Origin of the sequence: Pseudonocardia benzenivorans CB1190, from assembly GCF_000196675.2 — a bacterium.
GTDB classification, from domain to species: domain Bacteria; phylum Actinomycetota; class Actinomycetes; order Mycobacteriales; family Pseudonocardiaceae; genus Pseudonocardia; species Pseudonocardia benzenivorans.
The window spans coordinates 1,591,453-1,604,910 of record NC_015312.1; the positions used below are offsets into that span (position 1 = coordinate 1,591,453).

The 13,458-nt window shown below is 74.3% G+C and carries 15 protein-coding genes and 1 tRNA gene; 6 read left to right on the top strand and 10 right to left on the bottom strand.

Going from position 1 to position 13,458, the window contains the following annotated elements; genetic code table 11:
- Window positions 1-63: 63 nt before the first annotated feature.
- Entirely contained in the window at window positions 64-777 is a 714-nt protein-coding gene (locus tag PSED_RS07740; RefSeq protein ID WP_013673695.1) for a TVP38/TMEM64 family protein, read from the top strand.
- A gap of 11 nt (window positions 778-788) precedes the next feature.
- Here the strand turns inward: PSED_RS07740 and PSED_RS07745 are convergent.
- Window positions 789-865, bottom strand: a tRNA-Leu gene (locus PSED_RS07745).
- A 179-nt stretch (window positions 866-1,044) separates the two neighbouring features.
- On the opposite strand from PSED_RS07745, the gene PSED_RS07750 reads away from it, so the two are divergent.
- Window positions 1,045-1,509 (top strand): hypothetical protein, encoded by a 465-nt coding sequence (locus PSED_RS07750; RefSeq protein ID WP_143770395.1) that lies wholly within the window; start codon window positions 1,045-1,047, stop codon window positions 1,507-1,509.
- Between the two features lie 46 nt (window positions 1,510-1,555).
- On the opposite strand, the gene bcp is transcribed toward PSED_RS07750, so the two are convergent.
- Window positions 1,556-2,023, bottom strand: coding sequence for a thioredoxin-dependent thiol peroxidase (gene bcp / locus PSED_RS07755; RefSeq protein WP_013673696.1), 468 nt, complete (start codon window positions 2,021-2,023; stop codon window positions 1,556-1,558).
- A 148-nt stretch (window positions 2,024-2,171) separates the two neighbouring features.
- Between bcp and PSED_RS07760 the strand changes: the two genes are divergently transcribed.
- Window positions 2,172-2,393, top strand: coding sequence for a DUF3618 domain-containing protein (locus tag PSED_RS07760; RefSeq protein WP_013673697.1), 222 nt, complete (start codon window positions 2,172-2,174; stop codon window positions 2,391-2,393).
- 10 nt (window positions 2,394-2,403) lie between these two features.
- On the opposite strand, the gene PSED_RS07765 is transcribed toward PSED_RS07760, so the two are convergent.
- From PSED_RS07765 to PSED_RS07775, 3 genes are all read right to left on the bottom strand, one after another.
- Window positions 2,404-3,606, bottom strand: a complete 1,203-nt coding sequence (locus PSED_RS07765) for an NAD(P)/FAD-dependent oxidoreductase (RefSeq protein WP_013673698.1) — start codon at window positions 3,604-3,606, stop codon at window positions 2,404-2,406.
- Between the two features lie 93 nt (window positions 3,607-3,699).
- On the bottom strand, window positions 3,700-4,479 hold the full coding sequence (locus PSED_RS07770; RefSeq protein ID WP_013673699.1) for a SigB/SigF/SigG family RNA polymerase sigma factor: 780 nt from the start codon (window positions 4,477-4,479) through the stop codon (window positions 3,700-3,702).
- Entirely contained in the window at window positions 4,476-4,928 is a 453-nt protein-coding gene (locus tag PSED_RS07775) for an ATP-binding protein (RefSeq protein ID WP_013673700.1), read from the bottom strand. The genes PSED_RS07770 and PSED_RS07775 overlap by 4 nt, the downstream gene beginning before the upstream one ends.
- A gap of 522 nt (window positions 4,929-5,450) precedes the next feature.
- Here PSED_RS07775 and PSED_RS07780 point away from each other — a divergent pair.
- Window positions 5,451-6,092, top strand: a complete 642-nt coding sequence (locus tag PSED_RS07780; protein WP_132975294.1) for a hypothetical protein — start codon at window positions 5,451-5,453, stop codon at window positions 6,090-6,092.
- A 201-nt stretch (window positions 6,093-6,293) separates the two neighbouring features.
- Here the strand turns inward: PSED_RS07780 and PSED_RS07785 are convergent, their stop codons facing one another.
- The 4 genes from PSED_RS07785 to selA form a co-directional block, all read right to left on the bottom strand.
- Window positions 6,294-6,587 carry a WhiB family transcriptional regulator gene (locus PSED_RS07785; RefSeq protein WP_013673702.1) on the bottom strand — a complete coding sequence of 98 codons (294 nt, stop codon included), beginning with the start codon at window positions 6,585-6,587 and terminating at the stop codon, window positions 6,294-6,296.
- A gap of 386 nt (window positions 6,588-6,973) precedes the next feature.
- Entirely contained in the window at window positions 6,974-7,375 is a 402-nt protein-coding gene (locus tag PSED_RS07790; protein ID WP_041759398.1) for an STAS domain-containing protein, read from the bottom strand.
- 47 nt (window positions 7,376-7,422) lie between these two features.
- Window positions 7,423-9,228: a selenocysteine-specific translation elongation factor gene (gene selB, locus PSED_RS07795; protein WP_013673704.1), complete on the bottom strand. Its 1,806-nt coding sequence runs from the start codon at window positions 9,226-9,228 to the stop codon at window positions 7,423-7,425.
- 4 nt (window positions 9,229-9,232) lie between these two features.
- On the bottom strand, window positions 9,233-10,567 hold the full coding sequence (gene selA / locus PSED_RS07800) for an L-seryl-tRNA(Sec) selenium transferase (protein ID WP_041759400.1): 1,335 nt from the start codon (window positions 10,565-10,567) through the stop codon (window positions 9,233-9,235).
- A 33-nt stretch (window positions 10,568-10,600) separates the two neighbouring features.
- Here selA and selD point away from each other — a divergent pair, with 33 nt between their 5' ends.
- Window positions 10,601-11,635 carry a selenide, water dikinase SelD gene (selD, locus tag PSED_RS07805; RefSeq protein WP_013673706.1) on the top strand — a complete coding sequence of 345 codons (1,035 nt, stop codon included), beginning with the start codon at window positions 10,601-10,603 and terminating at the stop codon, window positions 11,633-11,635.
- 63 nt (window positions 11,636-11,698) lie between these two features.
- Window positions 11,699-12,592, top strand: coding sequence for an IS982 family transposase (locus PSED_RS07810; protein WP_013672241.1), 894 nt, complete (start codon window positions 11,699-11,701; stop codon window positions 12,590-12,592).
- Window positions 12,593-12,662: 70 nt separating this feature from the next.
- Here PSED_RS07810 and PSED_RS07815 read toward each other — a convergent pair whose 3' ends face one another.
- Window positions 12,663-13,430 carry a class I SAM-dependent methyltransferase gene (locus PSED_RS07815; protein WP_013673707.1) on the bottom strand — a complete coding sequence of 256 codons (768 nt, stop codon included), beginning with the start codon at window positions 13,428-13,430 and terminating at the stop codon, window positions 12,663-12,665.
- Window positions 13,431-13,458: the final 28 nt, after the last annotated feature.

Here is a 13,458-nt window from a genome sequence, read left to right on the forward strand (position 1 = left end):
CGCCGCGACGTCGCGCGACCCGGGGGTGCGGCGCCGCCGTCACGGGTCGGTACCGTCGAGGTCGTGCGGTGGTGGCGCCCGGCGGGCACGGTTCTGGGCGTGGTCGTCGCCCTGGCCGTCGCGCTGCTGCTCCTGCGGCTCTACGGGGTGCCCGGGATGTCCGACGTCCGCGCCACCGTGGCGGCTGCGGGGGTGTGGGCACCGCTGGCCTTCCTCGCGCTGCAGGCCGGGCTGACCGTCGGGCCGGTACCCCGGACGGTGTTCACGCTCGTCGCCGGGGCGCTGTTCGGGTGGGCCGCCGGGCTCGTCCTGACCCTCGTGGCGACGACCCTCGCCGCGGTCGTGGCCTTCGCCCTCGTGCGGGTCACCGGCGGGCGGCTGGTCGAGCGCTACGCGCGCGGGCGCGCCGTGGACTGGGTGCGGTTACGGCTGGACCATCACGGGCTGCTGGCGGTGACGTCGCTGCGGCTCGTGCCCGCGGTGCCGTTCGCCGCGCTCAACTATGTCGCCGGGCTGTCCGCCGTGCGGTTCTGGCCCTACCTGCTGGGGACAGCCGTCGGCATCGTGCCGGGGACGGTCGCGATCGTCGTGCTGGGTGACGCCGTCACCGGGACACCCCCGCCCGCCCTGGTCGTCGTGTCCGCGGTCTGCGGGCTGGTCGGGCTGGCCGGTGTGGTCGTCGCGGCCCGCCGACCGATCCCGGAGGAGGTCCCCGAGCCCGAGCCGTTCCAGCACCCTCTGCAGCACCCTCTGCCCTTTGGGGAAACGACCCGTTAGTGCTGGTCGGGTGGTGCCGGCGGCGGGATTCGAACCCGCACTGACGGTCTCCTAAGGACCGCGCCTCTGCCAGTTGGGCTACGCCGGCGGCTCGCGCCACACCAGGTCGGGGTCAGCGCGTGGCAGTTCGGACACAGGATACGGAGGTTTGCCAGGCGGTTGTCGGTGTGGTCACCGTTCACGTGGTCGAGCTGCAGCGGAAGCGGCGTGCCGCGCCACTCCGTAAGTCCGCACTCCTGACAGTGGGCGGGTCGGAGGCCCTCGGCGATGAGGCGCTTGCGTAAGGTCGACGTGGGGTACGTCGACCCGCGCACGAGGATCTCGGCGAGCTTCCGCGTCCTGCGCCGCCGTGCCTCCTCGGCCCAGCGCATCCTGGTGAAGTGGCTGGTGTCGAGCCGGAGGCGGCGGATGTGTGCATTCATCATCCGGTGGACGCCTCCGTTGGGGGTGTACCCGAGCCTGCGGCTGACCTCGGAGACGGAGTCGCTCACGCGGACGACCTCTGCGAGCTTCTCGTCCGTCCAGGACCGCCGCGGCTCCCTGCTGGAACCCACACCCGACCCGGGGATGTGCCGCGCTTCGACGCCGAGCCGCGCGATGTGCCGGCGCAGGTGGTCGTACCTGCCGGGCCTGGTGCCGAGCCGCCGGCACACCTCCGCCAACGTTGCGCTCGCCGCGACCGCCTCGACCAGCTGTTCGTCGGTCCATCGTCTCGCTCTGGGCATGCGCTGATGTTCGCGAACATCCGTTCGACGCGGAACGGAAATGTACGCGAAGATCACACCTTGAGGTCCTTGCGGAGCTTGGCGACGTGACCGGTGGCGCGGACGTTGTACATCGCCTTCTCGATCTTCCCCTCCTCGTCGACGAGGAAGGTGGAGCGGATGACACCGGTGACCTTCTTGCCGTACATGGTCTTCTCGCCGAAGGCGCCCCAGGCCTGCAGGACCTCCCGGTCGGGATCGGAGAGCAGCGGGAAGGTGAGGTCCTGGGCGTCGCGGAACTTCGCGAGCTTCGCGGGCTTGTCGGGCGAGATCCCGACGACGTCGAGCCCCGCGTCGCCGAGCTCGGCGAGGTTGTCCCGGAAGTCGCAGGCCTGCTTGGTGCAGCCGGGGGTGCTGGCGGCGGGGTAGAAGTAGACGATCACCTTGCGGCCGCGGTAGTCGGCCAGCGAGACGGGCTTGCCGTCGGCGTCGGGCAGGGTGAAGTCGGGCGCCGGGTCGCCCTCGGCGAGTCGCTCGGTCATGGGCGACGATCCTTCCAGGTTCGGCGCCGTCGTGGCGCAGGTACGGCCTCGGCGCGGCCCGCCCGACGCCGGCGGGTGCTGTGATCTACGGTGTTGCCTCGCAGGCCCTGCGGACCGCAGCGGGGCCACCCGCATCCGAGGAGGAGTCGTGGCGCGCGACCCCGAAGCCATCCAGCGTGAGATCGAGAAGACGCGCGACCAGCTCGCCGAGAGCCTCGACGCCCTCACCGAGCGTGCCCACCCGAAGCGCTTCGTCGACCAGGGCAAGCAGCAGGTCGCGGCGAAGCTCGAGGACCCGAAGATCAAGTATGCCCTGATCGGCGTGGGTGCTGTCCTGGCGCTCGCGGTGCTGCGCAAGCTGTTCCGCTGACCGGCTCGGGTCAGGCGAGCGTGCGGGCCAGCTCCTCGACCTCGGCGAGCCCGACCCCCGCGGCCACCAGCGCCCGGTAGCGCGCGACGCGGCGCGCGGCGCCGAAACCGGCGACGGCCACGAGGGTGTCGTCGCGCAGCAGCCCGACGACGGTGCCCTTGACCGGGCCCCCGTCGAGCCCGTCGCCGTGCAGCGGGATGCGTCGCGTCGCCTCGGTCGGTCGCCCGAACAGCTGAACCTTCATGCCGAACTGGTCGGACCAGAAGTACGGCACCGCGGGGGGCGGGGCCTCGCCGCCGGCGATGGCGGCCCCGACGGCGGCGGCCTGTTCGACGGTGTTGGTCCAGTGCTCGCGTCGGACGGGACGCCCGGCGACGTCGTCGTGCCACGCCGCGACATCGCCGACGGCCCACAGCGCCTCGGCGCCCTCGACGCGACCGGCGGCGTCGCACACGAGCCCGCCCGTGACGTCGATCCCGCTGTCGGACAGCCACTCCAGGCGCGGGACGCCACCGATGCCGACGAGCGTGACGTCGGCGTCGACGCGGTCACCGTCGGCCAGCAGCAGGGTGTCGCCGTCGAAGCCGTCGATCCCGACGCCGGTGCGCAGCGTCGCGCCCGACTCGGTGAGCAACCGCGCGCACAGGCCCCCGAGCTCCTCGCCCAGCGCCCGCGCGAACGGCACGGACAGGGCCTCGAGCACGGTCACCTCGATGCCCCGGTCGCGCGCGGTGCTGGCCACCTCCGCGCCCACGAACCCGGCACCCACGATCGCCAGCGACGACGCCTTGTCCAGGGCCGCGCGCAGGGCCAGCGAGTCGTCCAGGGTGCGCAGCGTGAACACCGAGTCGGGTTGGCCGGGCAGCCTGCGTGCCGACAGCCCGGTCGCGACGACGATCGCGTCGGCGTACATCGTCGCGCCGTCGTCGAGCACGACCTGACCAGGCCGCCAGTCGACGGCCCGCGTGCCGAGATAGGTGCGCACGCCGAGGTCGTCGTAGGTGTCCTCGGCGCGCAGCCGGACCCGGTCGGGCTCCCACGAGCCGGCGAGGAGCTGCTTCGACAGCGGCGGTCGGTCGTACGGCAGGTGCGGCTCGTCGCCGACGAGGCTGATCCGCCCGTCGTATCCGTTGGCGCGCAGCGCTTCGACGGTCCTCAGACCGCCGAGACCGGCGCCGACGACGAGCACGTGCTGGACGGGGGCGGCTCGCACCTCGTGGGCTCCAATCCGCCGGGTCGGCGCCCGGCCGCGACCATCTTCGCCGATGCGGTCCGCGACGCCGAGCCACGGTCGGGGGACGCGCGCTCAGCCCGGCGCGGAGTCCTGGTCCAGCCGCGACCGCAGCCGGTCGAGGGTCTGCGCGAGCAGCCGCGACACGTGCATCTGCGAGATGCCGACCTTCTCCGCGATCTGGGTCTGCGTCATGTTGCCGAAGAACCGCAGCATGACGATCGTGCGCTCGCGCTCGCCCAGCTCGGCGAGGACGGGGCGCAGCGCCTGCCGGGTGTCGACGCGGTCGAGCTCCGCGTCGGCCTCCCCGACGAGCTCGCCGACCGTGGCGCTGCCCTGCTCGGAGGAGAGCATCTCGTCGAGCGAGGAGCTGCGGTAGGCGTCGGCGGCCTCGAGGCCCTCGAGGACGTCGGCGACGGGCATGCCCAGGTACTCGGCGATCTCGGTCGGCTTGGGGGCGCGGCCGAGGCGCTGCGAGAGGTCGGAGACCGCGCCGTTGAGCGAGACGTGCAGGTCCTTGAGCCGCCGGGGCACCCGCATCGACCAGCCCAGATCGCGGAAGTGCCGGCGTACCTCGCCGCTGATCGTCGGGACGGCGAAGGAGAAGAAGTCGGAGCCCTTGTCCGGGGCGAACCGGTCGATGGCGTTGATCAGCCCGACCGTCGCGACCTGCGTGAGGTCGTCGAGCGGCTCGCCACGGTGCGCGAAGCGCCGGGCGATGTGCTGGGCGACGGGCAGGTACCCGCGGACGAGCTCGTCGCGCAGCGCCTCGCGCCGCGGGTCGTCGGGGGCGAGCCCCGCGTACTCCTCGAGGAGCGGGACGAGATGGCCGTACTCCGGGTCGGTTCGACTCACCTCTCGGTCGCGCCGGCGCTCTTGCCCAGGACGATGCCGACGACGGGGCGGCCGTCGGGCCCGTCCGTGCGGCTGACCGAGACCTCGTCGGTGAGCGTCTCGAGGACACGCCAGCCGAACGTGTCGGTCGCGACGGTCGTGTCGACGCCCGCGCCCTCCACCTCGGCGCTGACGTCGATGCGGTCCTGGCGGACCTGGAAGCGGCAGCGCAGGGCCGAGCCCGGCGCGGCGACGTCGACCAGCGTCGCGCAGGCCTCGTCGACGGCCATCCGCAGGTCGGAGATGGCGTCGAGGTCGAAGTCGGCGCGGGCGGCGAGATCCGAGGCCACGGCCCGGATCGTCGGGATCAGCGCGGCCGACGCAGTGGTCCGGACCTCGACCGTGGGGCTGCCGTCCCCGGCGGCGGGGTCGGTGAGTTCGGCGGGGTCCCAGTCGTCCCTGTCGGACACGCGGGCGCTTCTCCCTTCGCGGGCTGTGCGGGTGCGGCCCGGGCGTGGCCCGGTCACGGTCGTGGGTGCTCTCGGGCATCTTGCTACCCGTGACGGGGACGGATCAATCATCAGCCGCCGACACGCCACACGTGGGCGCCCGAGGGGCCGCCGGTGCGGGGCCGGGAGGTCGCCGTCCCGGCGGGCGGGAGGGCTCGGCCGGCGCCGGGACGCCGTCCGGACGCCGTCAGCGGTCGTCCCGCGGGACGGTGCGACGTCCGCGTCGGGGGCACGCGCCGCGCGGCGTGCGGCCGTGCCGTTCGTCCTCGTGGGCACGCCGGTGCGGGCCGTCCCGACCGGTGGTCGACGGGGCGGTTCCGCTCACGGATCACGTCGGACCGTTCGCCGTTCGGCCCCGCCCGGACGCCGGGGACGCCCGTACGGCCGTGTTGACTTCGGAGGTAGAGACCTGCGGCAGCGCCGCCGCCGGGTCGACGTCAGCAGGGGGAATTCACGGTAATGACAGCGGTTCCGGAGATGCGTGTGTCCGGTCCGGTGGTCGCGTTGCCGGCCCGGACGGGCCTGCGCACGGGCCCGGCCCGCATCGTCGCCGTGGCGGGGTCGATCACCGAGCTGACGCGCCCGGAGTCGGATCTGGCGCGCATCCTCGACAGTGTCGGCGTCGCGGACCTGCTGGTCGCGTGTGAGGACGGCCCCGGCCCGCTGTGCGCGCCGACGCCGCTGTTCAGCTACCTCGACTACCCGGACTACGACGACGACCCGGACCCCGTCGATGTGGATCCTGTCGATGTGGATCCTGTCGATCTGGACTACGACGAGGACGAGGACGACCAGGGCGGTACCGGGTGGACCGCCCCGGAGCCGCGCGAGCCCGTCGAGCCGATGGCCGCCCGCGACGGGGACGAGCTCCCCGGTGTGCGGCTGCACCGGCTCGGCCTGCCGCAGCTGTCGGCCTCGTCCGAGGACGATCTCGTCGCCGCGATGAGCGAGCTCGTCGGGTTCGATCCCGAACCCGGGGTGTACTGCCTGGCGCCGATCACCGCGCCCGACGACGCGGCCCGATCGGTCCTCGTGCGCGCCGCCGAGCGGATCGCGCAGGTCTACGGTCTGCCGCTGCTCAGGTACCGCTGCCTCGAGCTCGCCGTCGTCCCCGGCGAGGGCTGAGCTTCCGGACGCTCGCGCACGTCGCCCCGGCCCGTTCGGCAGCCTGGCCGGCACCCGACCCGTAAGCCTGCCCGCGCCCGGGACCCGGCGACCCGCCCGGAAGACGACTCGACCGGGCCGGCCGCGGCGCGGCCGACCCGGTCGTGACGCCGGTATCCCGTCGTCCGTCCTGCCCCCGACGGTCGGGACGGACAGGGACCGTCAGCTGGCGGCCGCGAGCTCGCGCCGCTCGATGATCGCCCGGCGCTCGGCCTCGGCGAGCCCACCCCAGACGCCGAAGGGTTCGCGGGTCGCGATGGCGAACTCACGGCACTGCTCAAGCACGGGGCAGCGGTGGCAGACCTCTTTGGCCTGCGCGGTGCGGCGGGCGCGCGAGGGGTTGCGCTCCCCGTCGGGATGGAAGAAGACCGCGCTGTCCATGCCCCGGCAGGAGCCGAGTCGCTGCCACTGCCACGCATGGTCCATGGGGCCGGGGAGTCGTGACACGTCGCTCATCGCACGTCCTCGCTGAGGATCGGGCGGCGCTGCGAGTCCGCGCTGTCTCCACCGTTCGCTCGCTGTCGCTCACTCATGGCGGACCCACCTCGCTCTTCGTTCTGACCCGGCCGCATACCGGGTGGCCGACGACGTTCTTCCCGGGGGATCCGGGCTCCAAACGCGACGGACGGCGACGACGCGGACACGCTGACGCGACGGCGCAGCGTCGCGACCCGAGCGAGGTGGCGACGGCGCCGGGCCGGGTGACGCTGCTGAGGATGTTCTCCCAGCTCAGGCCGCGTGCGGGCGAGATCGAAAAGCTGGCGGAGTGTGCGCTCTGTGGTCGCTACTCGCGCGTTGGAACGCAGAAAAAGTGACGTACGTCACTCTGAGATGGTGCCCGATCAGGTGGGGGCGAGCGCCGCCTCGACGGTGTCGTGGATGTCGAACATCGGCAACAGCCCCGCGATCGACAGCGGCCGCAGCACCCGGCGGCCCGTGCACGCCAGCCGGAGGCCGACGCCGTCGGCGTGCGCGGCCTCTCGAACCTCGATGAGCGCGGCCAGCCCGCTGGTGCCGAGGAACGTCACGCCGTCGAGGGCGACGACCACCAGTTCGACCGCCTCGTCGTGCACCTGCTCGAGCAGCGCCGCCCGCAGCTGCGGCGACGTGAGCATGTCCACCTCGCCGCCGACGGTCACCACCACCGCGCCCGCCTCCGGGTGCGTGACGCCGACCGCGATCTGGTCGGGTCCGTCGGTCCGGGACGACGCCGCGGCGGGGTCGGAGGCGGAGGAGGCCTGCATTGCGGTCACGGTAGGGCCGGGACCGCCGTCGTGCCAGTCCTGGCGCCTCATCGCAGGCGGTGCGCCCCGTCGGCTGTCCGGATCGTGCGTCCCGTGCGCCCCAGGTGTTCCATGAGCGGCACGGCCACCCGGCGCGACGTCCGCAGCGCCTGCCGGGCCTCGCTGACGGTGAACTCCTCCCCGAGCCCGGCGAGTATCTCGATCGCGCGGTCGTCCGCGTCGGCGAGCAGCACCACGCCGTCGGCGAGCCTGAGGACCGCCCGGGCTCGCACCAGCGACGCGATCTCCCGTGGACCGAGCCCCAGCTCGGCGAGGCGCTCGGCGCTCGGGGCGGCGAAGGGGTCGTCGGCGAGGTCGGCACGCAGCCCGTCGAGACCGCGTCGGACCGCCGCCGGCAGCTCCGCCGTGGCGGAGCGGGCGACGCGGCCCTCCCGGTGCACCAGCCCGGGAGCCGCCGACGCACCGAGCAGCGCGTCGAGCAGCCGGGCGTCGGGCAGGTCCGCGGCACGGCGGGCCGCCTCCGTGGACAGGCCGGGGTCGACGGGGTCGGCCGCGTCGTGGTGGTCGACGGCGGCCCGCAGCCTCTCGACGATCCCGTCGACGGCACCGGGGTCGAGGAGCCATCCGCCGGCCGCGGGGACGCGCGCCGCGAGATCGGCGACCTCGGTGCGGGGGACGCCCATCGCGACGAGGTCGGCCGCCCGCACCAGCGTGCGCCGTGCCAACTCGCCCGCGCCGTCGGCGACGCCCGGCATCGTCGCGAGCTGCGCGGCCCGCGCGACCGCGGCACCCCGTCGGCGCAGCAGGGGCGGCGCGACGTCGAGCACGAGCCCGCCCGCGGCCACCCGCCGCCTGCCCGGGTCACGCAGCACGACGACGTCGCCGATGCGCAGCGGCAGCACCCGGGCGAGCCGCAGCCGGGCGGTGTCCGCACCGAGCGGCCGTACCCGCACCGGGACCGCGGCGGATCCGATGTGGAGGCTCAGCCCGGCGGGCAGCGTCCCGGCGTCGGCGGGGGCACCGCGAGGATCGCGCAGCCGCACGTCGACCACGTCGGTCCCGGCGAACGCGCCCGGCGTGACGAGCAGGTCGCCGCGGCCGACCGCCTCCCGCGGCGTCCCGCGCAGGTTCACCGCCACCCGCGCCACGCCCGTCACCTCGGGTCGCGCCTCACCGAGCGCCTGCAGCCCGCGTACGGCGACCCCGCGCGGGCCGTGCGCCCCGACCAGCTCGAGCTCGTCGTCGACCCGGACGGTGCCCGCCGGCAGCGTCCCGGTGACGACGGTGCCCGCGCCGCGGATGGTGAACGCCCGGTCGATCCACAGCCGCACGTCGGCCCCGGGGTCGGGCTCGGGCAGCGCGGTGGCGAGGTCGTCGAGCGCGGCACGCAGCGCGTCCATCCCGTCGCCGGTGACGGCCGAGACGCAGACCGCGGGCGTGTCGGCGAGACCGGTGCCGGCGAGGCGGTCGCGGGCCTCCTCCAGCGCGAGGGACGGATCGAGCAGATCGGCACGGGTGATCACCAGCAGGCCCTGCCGGACGCCCAGCGCGGCGAGTGCGTCGAGGTGCTCGGCGGACTGCGGCATCCAGCCCTCGTCGGCGGCGACGACGAACAGCGCCGCGGGCACGGGGCCGACGCCGGCGAGCATCGTCGTGACGAAACGCTCGTGCCCGGGGACGTCGACGAACGCGACGGTGTGCCCGCCCGGCAGCCTCGTCCACGCGAAGCCGAGGTCGATGGTCATCCCGCGGCGGCGTTCCTCGGCGAAGCGGTCGGGTTCCATCCCGGTCAGCGCGCGGACCAGCGTCGACTTGCCGTGGTCGACGTGGCCTGCGGTGGCGATCACCTGCACCCGATCACCCCTTGCGCGGGGCCGGGCCGACGGCCAGCACGGCGGCGGCCAGGGCCGCGTCCGACCCCGGGGGCAGCGCACGCAGGTCGAGCAGGCAGCGGCCGTGCTCGAGCCGTCCGACGACGGCGGGCTCCCCGGCCCGCAGCGCCGCCGCGAAGCGCTCCGGCAGCGACACCGCGGCGCTCTGCAGCGTCACACCCGGCGCGCCGCCCCCGCCGACCGTCGCGACCGAGTCCACGGCGTGCGCGTCGACACCGGCCGCAGCGAGCCGCGTCGCGAGGTCGCGGGCCCTGCGGCGCAACGACTCCGGGTCGGCGTCGAGCGCGGCGCGGGTGGGGGTGGGCGGGCCGGTGAGGGTGGCCTCGACGGCGGCGAGCGTCAGCTTGTCGACGCGCAGCGCGCGCGCCAGCGGGTGCCGGCGCAGGGCCGCGACGAGCTCGGCGCCCGGCCCGGGCCCGCCCAGCAGCAGTCCGGCCTGCGGCCCGCCGAGCAGCTTGTCGCCCGAGGCCGTGACCAGGTGCGCGCCCTGGGCGAGCGTGGTCGCGGCGTCGGGCTCGTCGGGCAGCAGCGGGTGCGGGACGAGCAGCCCCGACCCGATGTCGGCGACGACGGGCACGCCGTGCGCACCGGCGATCCGTGCCAGCTCGGCCACCCCGACGGACGAGGTGAACCCGGTGATCGTGAAGTTCGACGGGTGCACCTTCAGCACGAGGCCGGTGTCCGGGCCGATCGCCTCGGCGTAGTCGCGGGGATGCACGCGGTTGGTCGTGCCGACCTCGCGCAGCCGCGCGCCCGTCGACACCAGCAGATCCGGGATGCGGAAGCCGTCGCCGATCTCGACGAGCTCACCGCGCGCGACGACGATCTCGCGGCCGGCCGCGAGGCCCGTCGCCACCAGGGCGAGGGCGGCGGCGCCGTTGTTGACCAGGTGGGCGGCGCCCGCGCCGGGGACCGCGGCGAGCAGGGCGTCGACCGTGGCGGCTCCGCGGCGGCCGCGTCCGCCCGACGCCAGGTCGAGTTCGACGTCACAGGTCCCGGCGGCGACGGCGAGCGCGTCGACGACGGCGGCCGAGAGCGGGGCCCGGCCCATGTTGGTGTGCAGCAGGACGCCGGTGGCGTTGAGGACGCGGCGCAGCGACGTCGCCGAGGGCGGGAGCGCGGCCAGCGCGGCGTCGGCGACGGCGTCGGGGGCGATCTCGCCGAGCCGTGCCCGCTGCTGGGCCGCGGTGACCGAGCGCTTCACCAGGTCGCGGCCCAGCCGCGCGACCGCCGCGGCGACGCGGGGCTCGGCGAGGACGGCGTCCGTGCGCGGCACGAGCCGTCGATGATCGGCACTCACTCGGTCACCCTATTCACGACCTAGTCTGACAGCATGCCCGTCGCGCGCCGCCTCACCGAGTTCAGTCACGGCGGGGGGTGCGCCTGCAAGCTGGCCCCCGGCCGACTGGCCGACGTCCTCGCCCGCATCACCCCGCCCGCGCACCCCGACCTGCTGGTGGGCACCGAGACCGGCGACGATGCGGCCGTCTGGCGCCTCGACGCCGACCGCGCGCTCGTCGCCACCACCGACTTCTTCACCCCGATCGTCGACGACGCGCGCACGTGGGGCCGGATCGCCGCGGTCAACGCGGTCTCCGACGTCTACGCGATGGGCGGCCGCCCGCTCTTCGCGCTCAACCTCGTGGCGTGGCCGTCGGACGACCTGCCCGAGGAGCTGCTGGCCGAGGTGCTCGCCGGCGGGGCCGACGCGGGCGCGGAGTGCGGCTTCGCCGTCGTCGGCGGGCACTCGATCGACGATCCCGAGCCGAAGTACGGCCTCGCCGTGGTCGGGGAGGTGCATCCCGACCGGGTGCTCACCAACACCGGCCTGCGCGACGGCGACGCGCTCGTGCTCACCAAACCGCTCGGGGTCGGGATCGTGTCGTCGGCGGTGAAGGGCGGGACCGCGCCCGCCGAGGTGGTCGCGGCCGCCGTCGCGTCGATGACCTCGCCCAACGCCGAGGCCTCGGCCGCGGCACTCGCCGCCGGGGCGACGGGCTGCACCGACGTCACCGGGTTCGGGCTGCTGGGGCACCTCAAGAAGATGGTGGCGGCGTCCGGTGTGGACGCGGTCGTCGAGGTCGACTCCGTACCCGTCGTCGACGGCGCCCGGACGCTGCTGGAGTCCGGCGTCGTGCCCGGTGGGACGCGGCGCAACCGCGAATGGACCGTCGACGTGGTCGACGTGGGGGAGCGCTCCGAACACGACCGGCTGCTGCTCGCCGACGCCCAGACCTCCGGCGGCCTGCTGTTCGGCGCGGAGCCCGCCGCGGCCGCCGACGCCGTCGCGGCGCTGCGGGAGAAGGGGCTGACCGCGGCGGTCGTCGGCCGCGTGTCCGCCGGCACCGGCCGGATCGCGCTCATCTAGACGAGTAAGTCCTAACGGCGTGCCGGGCCCGGGACGTGACAGGAGGGTGTTGAAGATCAGTTTGTGACGACCGACCTCAACACCCTCCTGACCGCACTCTACGTCAAGATCGACGACTGGCTGGGCAAACGCACCCGCCCGGGCAGGCCACCGAAGCTCTCCGACGCCGAGCTGCTCACCCTGGCCGTGGCGCAGGTGCTGCTGGGAGTCCGCTCCGAGGCCCGTTGGCTACGGTTCGTGCCCCGGGCGCTACCAGCCGCGTTCCCGTACCTGCCGGGCCAGTCCGGCTACAACAAGCGGCTGCGCTCGGCGGTGTCACTGATCAAGCGGGTCATCCGCGAGCTGGCCGGCGACACCGACCTGTGGGCCGACCCCGTCTGGGTCGTGGACTCCACCCCGGTCGAGTGCGCCCGTTCCCGGCCCACCGCGAAACGCTCGAACCTGGCCGGGTGGGCCGGCTACAGCTACTGCCCGTCGCACTCGCGGTGGTTCTGGGGGCTGCGCCTGCACCTGGTCTGCACCCCGGCCGGACTGCCGATCACCTGGGCATTGGCCGACCCGAAGCTCGACGAACGCCAGGTCCTGATGGCCGTGCTCGACCACGACCCCACCCTCACCACCGACCGGCCCGGCCTGACCATCATCGCCGACAAGGGCTACGTCTCCCGCGAACTCGACACCTACCTGGCCGAGCGTGGCGTGGTGCTGCTGCGGCCCTCCTACCGCAACCGCACCCCACGCCCGGGCGAACACCTGCTCAAACCGATCCGCCAGCTCATCGAGTCGGTCAACGACACCCTCAAGGGCCAACTCGATCTCGAGCTGCACGGCGGACGCAGCATCGACGGCGTCAGCGCCCGGATCGGGCAGCGCCTGCTCGCCCTGACCGCCGCGATCTGGCACAACCGCGCCACCGGACAGCCCATCACCCGATCCTTGATCGCCTACGACCACTGACCGGGTTCGGACTTACTCGTCTAGCGGGAGTGGGGATCACCCTCCACGCCGGTGACACCCCCCACGGGCGTCATCCGGCGCGGCGGCCCCACGCCGAGACGATCGCGCCGCCGGGCACCCACGTCCGCGGCTCGCGCAGCGCCGCCTCCCAGCGGGCGAACGTCTCCTCGTCGGCGAGGCCGCCGGTGGCCTCGTGCAACTGCCCGACGGTCAGCAGCATCCACTCCGCCTCCGGACCGCCCCCCTCCGCGAACGGCACGTGGCAGTCGACGCCGATCCCGTCGAGCCCGCGGGACGTCAGCATCCCGGGCAGCGCGCGTCCCATGTCGACGTCGATCAGCTGCCGGAGAACCCGTTCGGCATGGCGCATCATCGTCTCGTGCGGAGTGCCCGGGACCATCGCGGCGGTGCTCACCGAGTCGCACTCCTCGACGAGCAACCATCCGCCCGGTCGCAGTGCCGCGACGAACCGGTCGAGCACCTCGTCGCGTTCGGCGAGGTGGGCCAGCAGGAACCGGACGTGCACGAGGTCGAACCCGTCGCCCGGCAGCGGGTCGACCCGCACGTCGCACTCGTGCACCGACACCGGCGGTGGCAGGTCGGAGAGGAACCGGACGTCGATGTCGACGGCTGCGACCTCCCCTCCGGGACCGACCCGGTCGGCCAGCCAGCGGGCGATCGACCCACCGCCCGCGCCGACCTCCAGGCAGCGCATGCCGGGCCCGACGCCCAGGGCCGTCAGGTGCCGGATCGTCCCGGGGTCGTAGGTCGCCTCCATGCAGTCCATCCGCCGCCGCGCCCGGTGCCAGGAGTTCTGCAGCGAGTACTCGGTGCTCATGCCTCCTGATGGTCGTACCGTTCGCATC

What these genes read in the sequence shown, in the direction of transcription:
- PSED_RS07790 (WP_041759398.1), bottom strand. Translation starts at nt 7,375, where the DNA reads ATGCAGGCCTCCTCCGCCTCCGACCCCGCCGCGGCGTCGTCCCGGACC.
- selD (WP_013673706.1), top strand. Translation starts at nt 10,601, where the DNA reads ATGCCCGTCGCGCGCCGCCTCACCGAGTTCAGTCACGGCGGGGGGTGC.
- bcp (WP_013673696.1), bottom strand. Translation starts at nt 2,023, where the DNA reads ATGACCGAGCGACTCGCCGAGGGCGACCCGGCGCCCGACTTCACCCTG.
- PSED_RS07750 (WP_143770395.1), top strand. Translation starts at nt 1,045, where the DNA reads ATGAGGCGCTTGCGTAAGGTCGACGTGGGGTACGTCGACCCGCGCACG.
- PSED_RS07785 (WP_013673702.1), bottom strand. Translation starts at nt 6,587, where the DNA reads ATGAGCGACGTGTCACGACTCCCCGGCCCCATGGACCATGCGTGGCAG.
- PSED_RS07815 (WP_013673707.1), bottom strand. Translation starts at nt 13,430, where the DNA reads ATGAGCACCGAGTACTCGCTGCAGAACTCCTGGCACCGGGCGCGGCGG.